This is a genomic window from Nostoc sp. CCY 9925 (assembly GCF_963920935.1).
Classification (GTDB): Bacteria; Cyanobacteriota; Cyanobacteriia; order Cyanobacteriales; family Nostocaceae; genus Nostoc.
In genome coordinates this window covers 1-11,985 of sequence record NZ_CAWUDO010000164.1, presented here as the reverse complement: position 1 = coordinate 11,985, position 11,985 = coordinate 1, and the positions used below count along the sequence as shown (strand labels likewise).

Below are 11,985 nucleotides of genomic sequence, written 5' to 3'. Positions count from 1 at the left end.
CCTTTTCCTGCACCCTCTTGACAAAAGTGCAATCACTCTAACCTCTTACCGATGCTTCTAAACCAGCTTTACTCACTTCCAAATTGCTGATTGATTTGATCACAGTGGGGACTTTTTGCTGCCAATTAACCTTGTCCCACTCGGCTCTCTCCTTGGCGATTAACTCCACCAAACGGCGATCGCAGGTTTGGTAAATGTTGTCTCTGCAAGAAGTGCGCCAAGGGAAACGCCAAGAACGGAGCTTGATTTCATTTCTGTAAACTGCGGGTAAAGGCTCAGATGCCAAGATGCCGGGGTCAAGCAGGATGTGATTGAGCAAATCATCAATCGACTGAAATTTTGGTTTGCTTGGTTTCTTGTTTGCTTGTTCGTTTTTATCGAATAACCCCGCCGCAATAGTAGGTCTACATGAGGGAATGTCTATTTGATGCTCATACTCGGATTGATTTGACAACGAAGTGAGAGATTCGGGAATTGGTTCTTCCTGGTTTGATTGTGAAGACGAAGATTCGGGAATTGGTTCTTCCTGGTTTGATTGTGAAGACGAAGATTCGGGAATTGGTTCTTCTTCCTGATTTGGTTGTAAATCCAAGTTAGTTTCTTCACACACACACTCGTTTTTTGGGGGTACTGCACTTAGTGTGAATTCCTTAGATGGGATTACCTTAATGGGAATACCTTTGTGGGTCAAATTTGACCCCACCCCCCATGCAGAATTGACCCCCCCACTGGGTGCAAAATTGACCCCACCCCCCGTGCAATTTTGACTGGGGTTAATTTTGACTGGGGTTTCTTTTGTTGTCTTGATTTGGGAGCGAAGTAATTGAATTTGGTCAGGAGAAACCCACAAAGAAGGTGGAGTGGGAGTATAAATATTGGTCGTTCCAATACGTTCTTGTATTTCAATCATTCCGGCAGCTAGTAAAAGCTTGATGGCATTTTTGGCAGTTTTGAGAGCGATGTAACAATGTTTAGCCATCTTAGGGATAGACTCAAAACAACCGCTTACACCTGCTCTTCTTTGGATATGCGCGTACAGTCTAAATTCTGATGATTCAAGTGGATAATCATCAAAAAAACCGGGAATGAAGACTTCAAAAGCTGTCCGATTATTGATTTGATTTTCTGCTAAACTCATAATGATATACCTAATAAAAATTGCCTTCCCTCGAAAGTCTCTTAACAATCGAGGGATTTGTTTCTAATCACAAGTCAAGTTTGGAAATTCCCGAATTTGTATTTGTTGAGGAAATTCAGGAAGTTCGCCGCCTTTGGGGTGTTTCGTTTTAAAAGGTTGCTGATTCAAATAAACATTTGACCCCAATTGCTTGACAAACACAGGCGTTTTTGACTCGTTGCACTGTTTGACGAGAGACTTGACCCATTCGATATGGCATGGTCTAGAGTCTGGCCCTGATTCACCACCGATAATAAGCCACTGGACATCATTCAAATATTGGCTAATATCGCCCAAATGTTTTAGTAATGGCTCCACTGACCAAAACCTAACACTAGCTGGAATTTGGGCAAGGAATTGACTACGTTCTTCAAGAGTGTGACGGTTTTCTATAGAAGTTCCAACCCAAATATTAGAAGGTAATTCCTCTAGCCCATGATTAGAGAGCCATTCATTTATAGATGACAACATAACTTCTGGGCGCTTAGTGAGGATTTGGAATATCTGCTTTGGCGCTACGAACATTCCATCTAACATTTCATGTTGCCAAGAACGTGGAATCCATTCACCAAAAACATCAGTCATTGAAGAAACGAAATGCTTTTTAGGTTTCCTTTGGAACCTCCATTTCCGAATAGCTTCTGTATCTAACACTAGCTCTGGTGGTTGCCCAGAGTAGGGTTGCTTATTCCCACCAAAAAAAGAATTTTGATTTAGCTTTTCGCTATAGCAATTTTTACACCCATCAGATATTTTTTGACACCACCAACCGCCTCGCTTGGCACGGATGATATTATCTGTTAAGTCTGCCCATTCTATATTTGTTGGCATGATTACTTTTCTCTCATTAACTTGAAATTGAACAGTTGAGTATGACTAATAAAACACCTCAAACGGAATATGATTCCCCGTGGAAGCAGATGTTGCAGTTGTATTTTGAAGACTTCATGCAATTCTTTTTTCCTCAAGCCCATGCTCAAATTGATTGGAGTAGAGGTTTTGAGTTTCTAGACCAAGAGTTACAGCAAGTAGTTCGTGATGCTGAATTAGGAAAACGACTAATTGATAAATTGGTGAAAATCTATCGCATTGGGGGCGAAGAATCTTGGCTATTGATTCATATAGAAATCCAAAGTCAAGAGGAAACCGATTTTCCTAAACGGATGTTTGTCTACAACTATCGAATTTTTGACCGTTACGATCGCTCTGTTGCATCATGCGCGATACTGGGAGATGACAACATCAACTGGCGACCATCGCAGTTTGGGTACGATTTGTTTGGTTGTACGGTTGATTTTCAGTTTCCTGTAATCAAGCTGCTAGACTATAAACAAAGGTTGTCGGAGCTAGAAGCCAGTCGAAACCCCTTTGCTACGGTGGTAATGGCTCACTTGGCAGCAGTGCAAACCCGTAGTAATAGGTCACAAAGGAAACAATCAAAACTGAATTTAGTGCGTCGGTTGTATGAGCAAGGGTTTGAACGCGAGGCTGTTGTTAACCTTTTAGTTTTCATCGATTGGATGCTAACGTTACCATTGGATTTAGAACTAGAGTTTAAAAGAGAAGTCGAACAATTGGAGGCACAACAGCGTATGCAGTACGTTACTAGTTTTGAAAGAATTGCTCGAATAGAATCTTTATTAAAAGGCATAGCTTTGGGATTAAAACTCAAATTTGGAACACCTGGACAAAACTTATTACCTGAAATTGAGAAAATTGAAGATTTCAGATTGCTGGAATCAATCTTGTCAGCAATAGAAACAGCAAATACTATTGATGAATTGCGTTCTATTTATCAGACAGCAGATGACACACCGCTAGAAAATTAGAATTTTTTGATATTTAATTTTCAAGGTTCAGCAAGTTTTGAGTGCCGAAATTAGCGTTAATTAAGCACTCAATGAAGTATCGTTATCATTTTCTGCATTAAGCTGATCAAACAGATCCGCCTGATCACCCCAACAATCCCAGTCAACTCTAGACGAACGTGCGAACATCTCCAGCTTGGTCATATCAGGACACAGCTTTTCTACAAGTTCAAAAAACTGTTCGGGCTTACGTGAATGCTCACGACGGGGTGAGTGTAAAATGCTTGACTGGTTTGTGAGTGTCCGTCCAGCAAAAGCCTTCACATTCCCACGAACAGCTAAAGCGCAATGTTCAGTCGAATTCCGCAACCAATGACCGACACCTAGATGTGTTTTAGTGTTATCCTTGGTAACTTTTTCCCAAGTCAAAATAGTCTTGAGTTCAAATCCCCATGTTTGCAAGCATTGAGCCGCTTCAATCATGTGATTGTTGGTGAACCAAAGCCAAAGAACTGACCCCCTGCAATCGCTTAAGTCTGGAACAGGCAATGACAATATTTCTTCTATATGCATTGGCTTGTAGTTAATGCGGTTTCGGTGAGTTTTATCCTGATTTCTCAGCCGATAGAACCAGGGAGGGTCAATCACGATGCACTGGTATTGACCTTCTAATGTTGTTAGTCTCATGTTTAACTCCTGTTATTTTCAATGTTAATTTCAGTCTTGTTCTGGAAATTCAATGTGGCTTAAAGTCTGAAGTTCAACAGCTAATCCACTTAAGAAATTTTGGAGTTCGACTGTTGCCAATTCTTTGGATATCTCTTTTTCTGATGTGTAAATAAGTTGCTTGTGATGCCCAAAGTAAACTTCTGTACGAGTCAAGTTTTGCTCTGTGTCGGTTAACAGAGTCAAAGTAAATCTTCCAAGTTTGCAAAAGTAATAAGGATGCTTTGGACTCCAAGGCTTTCCAGGTTGCCAAGTGATTTGGGACTTTTTACCAATGTGAACGCTGATAGATTCAAAATCAACGTGGAAAATGTTCAGCAGGGGAAGCATTTCGCCACTGTTGTAATGGTCTACAACATGCTGTCTAATACCTGATTCTGCTAAACCTTCAGGAATATCAATGTGAGCTTCAGATGAGATTTTTTCAACTACTGTGACTATGGCTTTCATTGTTGTTACCCTAGAGATACAATGAGTGTTTTTATGTAGCGATTGTTACTTATGAAGCAGCAATCGCTTTTTATTTTGATTGTTAGGAATCTTGAAGTGACGAGACTTTCTGAGATGTGTATTACTTGCTAGAGAAATCCTCTTTGTAACAAATAATGTCAAAGTGCTGTTAGTTGCTTGACTATGTGAAAGAGAAACTTTTAATGTTATTGGTAATATTCGATGCTTTAGCAATAACTTACGTCTTTAAATTAGCGAACGTTCCTGTGGTGGGGGCGTTCGCTTTCACTTGGTCAGCACTGGTTCTTTCTTGCTAGCGAAAGCTCCCGCCTGCCTTAGTGCTGCACCAGGGCTAGGATGAGCGAAGAACTCTTCTATAGCTTTGGTCAACCCAGCCGCAACAGCCGGATCATGGCAAGCGTAGACATAGACGGGCTGTTGAACACCATTGACCAATCGTGTTTCTTGGCGATCGCCCAAGTGTGGGTAGAATGTTCTCACCCATGTGCCCAAGTGTCCGCGATAATGGGAGCCGCTCAGGGGGACTTTCTTACCCAGTTCGCTCTCTGCAAAGTTGACCACGCCCATCCACTTTTCTTGTGTGCTGGTAAGGGACTGTCTGTTGTAGTCAGCTATCAAATTGGCGGCGAAGTCTTTGCAATTCTGTTCCATGTAAGGGTTGAGTCTGCCACCGGTGAGTTCGGCTAAAGTCTTCATTGCTTTGACAAAAGTATCTAGCCGTTGCTCAACTGGGGGGAGGACTGGTGTAGTGGGTTGCTGGGGAGCGATCGCTGGTACAGATGAAACTAAATCTAAAATGATAGTGCGTACTTGAGCAGCAATCTCCGATTCGGTCAAAAGCATTGCAATTCGGAGTGTGCCTAATGCGGAGAAAACTCTGGCTTGGGATGTTCGGGATGGTAAACAGAGCGTCTGACGAGCATCCCGTAAGTCCTTACCAGTAAGGGTTTTGGTTTCCCAGTCTCGAAATTCAGATCCATTAACTCGAAAGAGTTCTCTGACAGATGACTCCGTAGTTCCGAAATATTCTGCGATTTGTGCGGTAGTCGCCCAACCACTACCACTCCAAACTGCAAAGATAATTGCTTTAGCCTTTGCCAGAATATCTATTGCCTTGTCGTCAGAAAAGTTTGTGATGGCTTCCGTTCTAAAAGATTTGGATTCGAGCAGTAGCGACTGATTTAAGAGTAATGTCATAGTTCGCTCCTAAAATAATTTTTCAGACTTGCACAAGTTTAAAAATGTGTTTTACTCTGCTGTCTCTAACCAAGGGCATCGCTTGGGGTCTGGGTGATGAGCGTCGAAGAAGATGAACTCGTTCTCGTCCCAGTCGAGATGAAGGGTAAGACGGATTTCATCAGGGTCTAATCTTTCAACACTTTTGCCCCGCCAACAGTTAGCTCCTGTTAGCTCCCAGTTGTAAGATTCGGTGTAAACCTCTGCTATTACTGTCTTTGATGCCGCATTTTCAACTGCTATGACTGAAACGGAAATTTTTTGCTCTTTCTCATCAACTAAAAATAATTTGTATGCAGGCTGCATCTGCACAAGGCTGACAAAATACTTGATGATTTCTGGTACAGCTTGTTGAAGGGTAAGGCGATCTTCATCCAGCGTGATTAACTGATCCTCTACTGTCGGGAATGAAAATAAGCGATCGCGTACAGAGATATTTCTCATTCTCACTCCAGAAATGCCTAACCTTTTCTGAAGCTCTTGAATGTTGTCTCGAACAGTGTGGTAAATAAAAAGGTCAGTTCCAAAACGAGGGCCAAACATTTTACCCATGTCATAAAACTTAGCCCCTTCTTTTACCTCTGCTGGGGCATCCATGCACCAGCCTTTAGGGTCTGACAGAATGCGACGAACGATTTCTTCATCTTCACTGCTACCGTTGCCAAGGTTTGCAAGGGACAAGTAAACCTGTTGGTTTAGCAGAGAGGGGTAAGTGAATTTGTGGCGTTCGGGATATTTTAGACGAATACAGTCTTCCAGTAAGGCTGATAAACCTTCTGTAGTGAATAAGTTGGGATTGTCTTGGAGGAGTAGTTGTAAAGCTGGTAGGGGAGACATAGCTATAAGGTTTACTCAGGATATTATTGACAAATGACTTTAACTATCTCAGGCAACCACCGCAGTTGAAAAACAGTCTGATTTGAACCTTTGGCGATCGCTGAAACCATCCGCCCCCATTGCTTACCTGAATCGGTTGGACGATATGGGATTTTCTTGTCCAGTGTTCTGTATTGCAAGCCAGCATGAACCAACCAGTTATTCACTGCCACCGCACTCATTCCAACTTTCTCGCCAATATCTGTAGGCTTGAGGTATGCGTCATCACTGACGTTGGTAATTGCGATGGCTGACTTGAGTTCATCAGCTGCTGGTTTAAGTGCAGGATTAACTCTGGTGGCGGCGTTAACTGCAAGTTGAGCGGTTAGGGATTTTTCTAACCCAGCGAATTCACCCACCAACAGAGCTAACTGTGCAGCTTCATGGGATGGGACTAATGCTTTTGGTGGTTCTTGCTCTTGTACTGGCTCGACTTGGCTTGTGAGCATTACTTTCATTAAGGTTCTGTTGGCCCAAATGCGGAACTCTACAGATACCCACCGAGCTAAATCAATGGCGATTTCTGGATGAATCCAAGTGCCTTGGGAGCTAGCGCGTCCAGAGATTTCGATTACAAGTGACGATATGGGGATTCCCATATCGTGGCTAAGAGCCTGCAAATACTCGGTTGTAGACTTCAACCTGATGTAATCAGCCAATAATTTCTTATTAGCTTTCGCCATCTGGGTTGCATTCACATAGCCCTTTGGGATACTGTATTTACCTATTTCTCCATCTTGGGGCATTTGCTGAATTTCTGAGTCGCGCCATGAGTGTGTCAACATAGTTTATTACCAGAAGTGTTGAACAAAATAGTTAATTAATTCAGGCATTCACACGCACCAAACTTTTTTCACCAACCAGTGAGAAGCGATTAAGTATGGTCGGTGTTTCAGCCAATGTTGGCGATACCAATTCGACAAGGTAAAACCAAAACTTATCCACAAGTACAACCCCCAGAATCAGCCGTTGTTTTGTGTTATCCCCATAAGAACAAAGGATTACTTTCTGACCTAAAACGAAAGCAGATTTTTGCACAGTGAGGGTTTCTAACTGCCCAGTCCCAATGATTTGATGTTCTGTAGCGTGGACAATTTCATCACCAGAGATGACTGTATAAAGCCAACACTCATATTTCCATTGCACACCAGAGCAATAGCCAAATGTTCTTGTGGTTTTCAGGTAAACTCTCTCCAGTAAATTTACCTCAACGGGCGGAATTGTTTGACCCCAAGGCGGGGAGATATACCAACTGGTTTTAAGTGCGTTAATATGGTCAATCATGCTTTTCTTCCCTGGGATTAATAACCTAAAAATCTTCAGCAATTTCCAACAAGAAGCCGCGTCCCGTGTTCTGCACTTGCACCAGTTTTTTATCCAGCAGAGTTTGAATAACTGAATCTGAGAATTGGAATTGCAACCGATGTAATGGCACACAACCACCGCAAAACTGAAGCACACGCAGCAGATGATTAGCTCTACGGTCAAAACTATTGTTTGCTTCCTTAGCCATTGTTTGAGCCTCCAGTTAATGCAGTTAACTGCCGATTGAGAATATTTATCTGCTGTTGATAAAAGTCAATCTCTGCGGTAATTTGCTGGAATAATTCTTCTGGCGTGAGCGGTTGGATTTGATTCTCTTTCAAGTAGGATGTTTCATCAGAGTTTTTATTAGGTATCAGCACATAGCGCCAACCATCATCAAATTGTTCAGCCAACTCTGTACCAGAGGGATAGTAATAAAGTCCCAAGATGATGCCCTGTTGTGTACGCTGTTCCAAAGCAAAGCGAGGGTAGGGCCAGTGTTGTGGGATCGAGATTGTGGGTTGCATAGATGAATAGGTGAATGAAGGGACAATGAAGCAGAGGAGCAGAGGAGCGGAGGAGCAGAGGAGAGATTTGTACAGATTCTTTCCCCTCTGCCCCCCTGCCCCTCTGCCCCCCTGCCTCTTTACGCTGTGACTAACTCCGTTCTCTCCAGCAGCCGTTGCAATTTATCGCCAGTTAGCTGTTCTAACGGTTGGTCTAAAAAATATTCATCAAAAATGGATTTACCATCGGTAGACACATCCACCATCGACAATGAGCGCACAGCATCAAACACAGAGTTAGAATACTGCTGCTGAACTGAATAACGCCTCTTCACCCACCAGTTCCTGTTAGTGCATCCGACTTGCCCCAGTTTCACGCCGTTGTTGTTGTAAATGCCATCATCGAGAATTTCAAACCCGTACTTCTGGCACTCGTTGAAGATATGCGCCATGATTTGGTTTTCGGTCGAAGAGGAAAGCATGGGGGCAGAGGCGCAGAGGCGCAGAGGAGAAAGTTGTTGTAAGTTTTTCCCCTCTGCACCCCTGCTCCCCTGCACCTCTGCTTCTTCTTGCACAGGTAATGAACCGTCTTTGTAGTGAGTGCAGATGAAGCGATCACAACGCATTAGAGTGTTGGCACGAAATACTTCTTTGTCGTTGATCATGACTACCCAGCGTTGCGTTAAGTGGTTATCGTCATGGCTGATGCTGGCTACTAGTTTGTCATCAGCGTAATATTCGTAATCAGAAAACGAGATTTCGACTATTCTGAGGGGTTCGGGAGCAATGGCTTGGGCTTGGTCAGCGATGTAGTTGTCGAGTTCGGCTTGGGCTGTGGCTTGGTTGTCAACCTTTTGAAGCTTAGTGGATTGGTCAGTGATAATTGCGTTTACCCAGGTGTCAGCCGCTCTTTTGTCCCCGGTGGGTGTAACGCCACGTTCGGCAGCGATTCTTTTGAGGCGCGGGACGGTGTAACAAGAGAGGGCTTGCTGTGTGTATTTGGGATATGTCATGATATAGATTCCTGTAAAGGGTTCAAAAGACGACGCTTTTGCTTACCAGGCTTGGGGTGTCGTCTTTTGTTATTACTATAATACCTACTATTAGTAGGTAAGACAATAGATAGTTATATGATAGTTAGTTATCTATTGAGCTACTTACAATAAATACTATTGATAGATAGACTACTAAAAGTAGGTTAATCTATTTATATGAATTCAACTCATGCCCGTGGAAGTAAGACTTAAAGAAATTAGAAACGAAAGAAGAATTTCGCAGAATGAGCTAGCAAGAAGACTTGAAATGTCGTTGGCTAATGTTCAGAAAATTGAGTATGGCAAAGCCAAATCAATACCTTTGGAGACATTAGACAAGTTATGCCAGATTTTGGAGTGTGAAGTTGGCGATCTACTAGTTCGCGTACCTGATAAGGATGGTGGAAGTTCTGAGAAGGAACAAAAAGTAGTTCAAGTAGCTGATGAAGTTAAAGAAGGCAAAATCAGCACACTCAATTCAAAAAGCACAAATGCAAGTGGGATGATTGCAGCATGAGTGCAATCGCTTTAAATTTAATCAAGCCTGTAGCATTAGCGTTGCTCTCTTGAAGTGGAGTAGGGCATGAGTACCAAGAAAAATTAGAGTCGCGGCACGCTGCAACAGAGGAAAGAGAAGTGCCGCAATATGGAAAACAAGTATGGTTGGAAGCTGCTATGGGTAGAGGTAAATGAGGACAAGAGCCTGAAAGTTAACTCTTCAAGTACTGTTCAAGAGGTGGAATTATGACTAAACCATCCTCTAAGCGCAAAAAAGCCACCTCTGCCACATTCAGGGATAGCACACCGCCAGATGATCACGGCCTTGAAGATATCTCCCAAGAAGAAAACCCAGCTACAGCAACAATTACAGTTAGCGCTGTTGAAGTAACAGAGTTGACCCAAGAGGAGCAAAGCGATCGCCTGCACTTGGAGAGGAAAGTGGAGCGGGCGTTTTTTGAAGCAGGCAAAGCTTTAATAGAATTACGCGATCGCAGATTATATCGCTCCACGCACAAAACCTTTGATGAGTACTGTTTAGACAGGTTTGGCTACAATCGTTCTCGTTCTTACCAGCTAGTTGATGCGGCAGTTGTTGTGGACAACTTGCAAAAATGTCCACAAATTGTGGACATTTTGCCAACAGCAGAGGGGCAAGTTCGACCCATGACAAAGCTTGAACCCCAGGAACAGCAGGAAGCGTGGCTAAAAGCAGTAGAACTTGCTGACGGGAAAGTGCCAACTGGTAGAATCGTCAAAGATGTGGTGCAGCGCATCATGGAGCGAACCAAAGTACCAAACACCTACCAGTTGGGCGAAGTCTGCCAAATCCTTGTCAAAGACAACCCGGAACTGAGAGGCAAAGGTGGGTGTTGGGCAATTGTAAGCGCAGTGAGTGACTTCACTTGCACCGTGAGAATGTGGGATGGCGAGTACGCCGTTGGGTTGCAGCACCTGAAGTCCTTTAACTACCTGCCCCAGGAGTGTCAACAGATGCAGTCTTTGAGCGATCGCATCAGTCGGGTGTATTCCGATTTGCTGGAGGAGACAGTCAAAAGTCTGTTGCAGTCGTTGGGGAAACTGAATCGGCCTTATTTAACGGCTGTGGAAGAGAAGTTGTTGAATGTATTAGAGTCTGAATACGGGGCAGAGATAACACCCTAAACAATTTTGGCAAATTGGCATCCAATGTCTTTGGGTTGCAGTTTCAATGGAGTTAGCAACACAACGGGACAGTGAAGAAGTTGTACGAGGGAAAAGATAAAACTTCCCGCTTCTTGACATCCAGCTATGCCAGTTGTTTAGTTGAGTGCTGTAGAACCCCTCTACATGATTCATACAGCGCTCAATGGAGTTCCGTTCCCACTCTACAACTGGCTAGAAATGAACAAAACCTAATAAAACCTCAGAAGATGTAAAGATGCAGATAACTGGCATTGCTTCTTTGGCAATCGCTCGTTTGTGATCATCAGTTGACTGTTCAGTATATTAATATATGTTAAAGTAATACATTCAGAAGTGTTTGGAGTTATTGGGGAAGCTGAATCGCGCTTATTTGACTGGTTTGAAGTCTGAGTATAATATAAAAAATAAAACCTGTTAAGAATAATAACTTTTAAATAAAGTGTAGATTTTATTATCTACATATCTGTAATCATGAATATATTTAAAAACTGTATTATAAACTATAAAAATTAATCTATTAGATAAAAGTTTGAAATGTCCATTAAATTAGTAAGAAATCAGATAAATAAATTCTTGGGTAGTGAAACACCAGAGGTACTAGCGGTTCGAGGTGAATGGGGCGTTGGCAAAACGTTCACTTGGAATAAATTTCTTGAGGATGCCAAAAATGAAGGAAGAATTGCTTTAAAAAGATATGCGTATGTATCATTATTTGGTTGTAATTCATTAGATAACTTGAAGTTAAAAATATTTGAACAAGTCATAGATACTAGTACAATTGGAGTAAAACCAAATATTGAAACTTTTAGAAAAAGTATTGAAAGTTTAACTGTCGGTAGAAAGATTTTAAAATTTATCCCAAGCTTACCTTCTTTTAAGAATGCAAATCTATCTTTATTGCTAGATAGTTTTGCATTTTTATCTCTTAATAAAATAATCATTTGTATTGATGATGTTGAGCGAAAAGGAGATAATTTTAAGATTCGTGATCTGCTTGGTTTTATTTCACTATTAAAAGAACAAAAAGATTGTAAAATTATCATTATCTTAAATAGTGAGCCTTTAAATAATAGTGAAGATAATGATTTAAGAATATATCGAGAAAAAGTTATAGCGGTTATCAGTCTTGTGAAGTACAGTAGCAGCAGTGAGTAAACCAACCC

15 protein-coding genes are annotated in these 11,985 nt (G+C 42.1%); 4 read left to right on the top strand and 11 right to left on the bottom strand.

Annotated features, from left to right (window positions below; all coding sequences use genetic code 11):
• Positions 1-37: 37 nt before the first annotated feature.
• Together ACM0OY_RS37570 and ACM0OY_RS37565 are read right to left on the bottom strand one after the other, a co-directional pair.
• Complete coding sequence (locus tag ACM0OY_RS37570; protein WP_414573803.1) at positions 38-1,138, bottom strand: hypothetical protein; 1,101 nt, start codon at positions 1,136-1,138, stop codon at positions 38-40.
• A 63-nt stretch (positions 1,139-1,201) separates the two neighbouring features.
• Entirely contained in the window at positions 1,202-2,008 is an 807-nt protein-coding gene (locus tag ACM0OY_RS37565; protein ID WP_069074860.1) for a DUF5131 family protein, read from the bottom strand.
• A gap of 41 nt (positions 2,009-2,049) precedes the next feature.
• Between ACM0OY_RS37565 and ACM0OY_RS37560 the strand changes: the two genes are divergently transcribed.
• A complete protein-coding gene (locus tag ACM0OY_RS37560; protein ID WP_414573802.1) occupies positions 2,050-3,006 on the top strand; it encodes a cytosolic protein in 957 nt (318 codons plus the stop codon).
• A 60-nt stretch (positions 3,007-3,066) separates the two neighbouring features.
• On the opposite strand, the gene ACM0OY_RS37555 is transcribed toward ACM0OY_RS37560, so the two are convergent.
• From ACM0OY_RS37555 to ACM0OY_RS37515, 9 genes are all read right to left on the bottom strand, one after another.
• Positions 3,067-3,672, bottom strand: a complete 606-nt coding sequence (locus tag ACM0OY_RS37555; protein ID WP_414573801.1) for an MT-A70 family methyltransferase — start codon at positions 3,670-3,672, stop codon at positions 3,067-3,069.
• A gap of 30 nt (positions 3,673-3,702) precedes the next feature.
• Positions 3,703-4,161 (bottom strand): hypothetical protein, encoded by a 459-nt coding sequence (locus tag ACM0OY_RS37550; protein WP_414573800.1) that lies wholly within the window; start codon positions 4,159-4,161, stop codon positions 3,703-3,705.
• Positions 4,162-4,446: 285 nt separating this feature from the next.
• Positions 4,447-5,379, bottom strand: a complete 933-nt coding sequence (locus ACM0OY_RS37545; RefSeq protein ID WP_414573799.1) for a hypothetical protein — start codon at positions 5,377-5,379, stop codon at positions 4,447-4,449.
• Positions 5,380-5,430: 51 nt separating this feature from the next.
• Positions 5,431-6,255: a hypothetical protein gene (locus ACM0OY_RS37540; protein WP_414573798.1), complete on the bottom strand. Its 825-nt coding sequence runs from the start codon at positions 6,253-6,255 to the stop codon at positions 5,431-5,433.
• Between the two features lie 23 nt (positions 6,256-6,278).
• Positions 6,279-7,079 carry a KilA-N domain-containing protein gene (locus ACM0OY_RS37535; protein WP_414573797.1) on the bottom strand — a complete coding sequence of 267 codons (801 nt, stop codon included), beginning with the start codon at positions 7,077-7,079 and terminating at the stop codon, positions 6,279-6,281.
• A gap of 40 nt (positions 7,080-7,119) precedes the next feature.
• Positions 7,120-7,578: a DUF1392 domain-containing protein gene (locus ACM0OY_RS37530; RefSeq protein ID WP_414573796.1), complete on the bottom strand. Its 459-nt coding sequence runs from the start codon at positions 7,576-7,578 to the stop codon at positions 7,120-7,122.
• Between the two features lie 25 nt (positions 7,579-7,603).
• Positions 7,604-7,807, bottom strand: a complete 204-nt coding sequence (locus tag ACM0OY_RS37525) for a hypothetical protein (protein ID WP_414573795.1) — start codon at positions 7,805-7,807, stop codon at positions 7,604-7,606.
• Positions 7,800-8,126, bottom strand: coding sequence for a hypothetical protein (locus tag ACM0OY_RS37520; protein WP_414573794.1), 327 nt, complete (start codon positions 8,124-8,126; stop codon positions 7,800-7,802). The genes ACM0OY_RS37525 and ACM0OY_RS37520 overlap by 8 nt, the downstream gene beginning before the upstream one ends.
• A gap of 119 nt (positions 8,127-8,245) precedes the next feature.
• Complete coding sequence (locus ACM0OY_RS37515; protein ID WP_414573793.1) at positions 8,246-9,118, bottom strand: hypothetical protein; 873 nt, start codon at positions 9,116-9,118, stop codon at positions 8,246-8,248.
• A 211-nt stretch (positions 9,119-9,329) separates the two neighbouring features.
• Between ACM0OY_RS37515 and ACM0OY_RS37510 the strand changes: the two genes are divergently transcribed.
• From ACM0OY_RS37510 to ACM0OY_RS37500, 3 genes are all read left to right on the top strand, one after another.
• The gene (locus tag ACM0OY_RS37510; RefSeq protein ID WP_094346501.1) at positions 9,330-9,656 is read left to right on the top strand and encodes a helix-turn-helix domain-containing protein; all 327 of its coding nucleotides are present in this window, start codon (positions 9,330-9,332) and stop codon (positions 9,654-9,656) included.
• A 227-nt stretch (positions 9,657-9,883) separates the two neighbouring features.
• Positions 9,884-10,801, top strand: a complete 918-nt coding sequence (locus ACM0OY_RS37505; protein ID WP_414573792.1) for a hypothetical protein — start codon at positions 9,884-9,886, stop codon at positions 10,799-10,801.
• Between the two features lie 594 nt (positions 10,802-11,395).
• Positions 11,396-11,977 carry a P-loop NTPase fold protein gene (locus tag ACM0OY_RS37500; protein ID WP_414573791.1) on the top strand — a complete coding sequence of 194 codons (582 nt, stop codon included), beginning with the start codon at positions 11,396-11,398 and terminating at the stop codon, positions 11,975-11,977.
• Positions 11,978-11,985: the final 8 nt, after the last annotated feature.